Source organism: Serratia sp. (in: enterobacteria), assembly GCF_051654945.1.
Taxonomy (GTDB): domain Bacteria; phylum Pseudomonadota; class Gammaproteobacteria; order Enterobacterales; family Enterobacteriaceae; genus Chania.
In genome coordinates, this window is the sequence record NZ_JBOFZA010000015.1 from 1 (window position 1) to 1,357 (window position 1,357).

Consider the following 1,357-nt stretch of genomic DNA (forward strand, 5'->3'; position numbering starts at 1 on the left):
ATCAAGCAATCAAGGGCCAATTTGACCGTGCCTCTCTTCTGGACAACCGTCCGGGTGGTGTGGTTGAAGTAATGTCTCCTGGTGCTGTTACTCCGTTTGATTATCATCAACTTCCTCAAGGTGTGAATGACCTTATCGGCTACATTGAAGGGAAAGCTGAAGAACGTACTGGTGTAACTAAGCTAGGCCAAGGTCTTGATCCTGCTGTATTCAACAACGACAATGCTTTTGCCACTGTAAACAAAATGCTGACTCAATCGATGAACCGTCTGCGAATGGTAGCACGTAACATTGCACACCGTGGTATGATTCCCCTGATGTCTTCGATTTATGAGTTGATTCGTGTGAATGGTAAGGACAAGGTAACTATCGATTCCCTGCAAGGGCCGATTGAAGTAGACCCTCGTACTCTTCCTCCGCGTCAAGACATGATTGTTAGTGTGGCGATTGGTACTACAGAGCGTCAAGAACGTGCTCAAGCACTCCAATCCATTGCTATGATGGTTAACCAAGTACCCCAAATGACTAACATGTTCCAACCGGATAAGGCATATAACTTGCTGACGCATTTGGTAGAATCTCTGGGTATTTACGATGTAGATAATTTCGTAACACCTCTTGACCAGATTCCGCCTCCGCAACCGAACCCGGCTGAAGAGCTGCAACTGCAAATGATGCAAGAGCAAATCAAGGAAACTCAAGCTAAGACTCAGAAGCTCGTTGCTGATAGTCTGGCAGAAGCTCAGAAGTTTGAATTCGAACAATTCCGTGCTGCTGACGAAACCAACCTCAAGAAGGAAACCTCTATGTCTGAGGTGGATGCTAAGGCGTTTGAACTTAGCCTGAAGGAACGTCAACTGCGACTGGATGAACGTAAGGTTCAACTGGAAGAAGCTAAGCTCCGACTGAAGGCACAAGAGATGCAGATGAAGGAGAATGAGATTGCCTTGGAAGCTCAACTTGAAGCAGTACAGAAACGTGCTGTGGGTCTTGGGAGGTCTTAATGGACTATGAATTGGATATGCTGAAGGATAGAGTAACGCATATGGTGGGGAATGGAGACATTTCCCTCCTTTTTAATGAAATTAAGAAGGATATTGCTTTCCAAATCCTACGTACACCGTTAGAAGATAAAGTAACCCGAGAGATGCTATATATGCAGTCCCAAGGTTGTACTCTACTTGAACAGAAGTTCCAAGAGTATTTGAATGATGTTAACCGAAAGAAGGAGAGTGAATAATGGACCAAGATTTGATGGTTGTTGATCAGAACGAGATGATTCTGGACATGGATAACTTTGATTTCAACATGATTAATGATGAAGAAGCACTGCCCACTGAGGAAACAGTTGAAGAGG

2 protein-coding genes are annotated in these 1,357 nt (G+C 44.4%); both read left to right on the forward strand.

Going from position 1 to position 1,357, the window contains the following annotated elements:
- On the forward strand, window positions 1-1,004 hold a 1,004-nt coding region (locus tag ACRDCA_RS00265), incomplete at its 5' end, for a portal protein (RefSeq protein ID WP_438687775.1).
- Window positions 1,004-1,240: a hypothetical protein gene (locus ACRDCA_RS00270; protein WP_438687776.1), complete on the forward strand. Its 237-nt coding sequence runs from the start codon at window positions 1,004-1,006 to the stop codon at window positions 1,238-1,240. The genes ACRDCA_RS00265 and ACRDCA_RS00270, both read left to right, overlap by 1 nt.
- The last annotated feature ends 117 nt before the right edge of the window (window positions 1,241-1,357 follow it).

Coding starts and splice junctions, on each gene's coding strand:
- ACRDCA_RS00270 (WP_438687776.1), top strand. CDS start 1,004: ATGGACTATGAATTGGATATGCTGAAGGATAGAGTAACGCATATGGTG.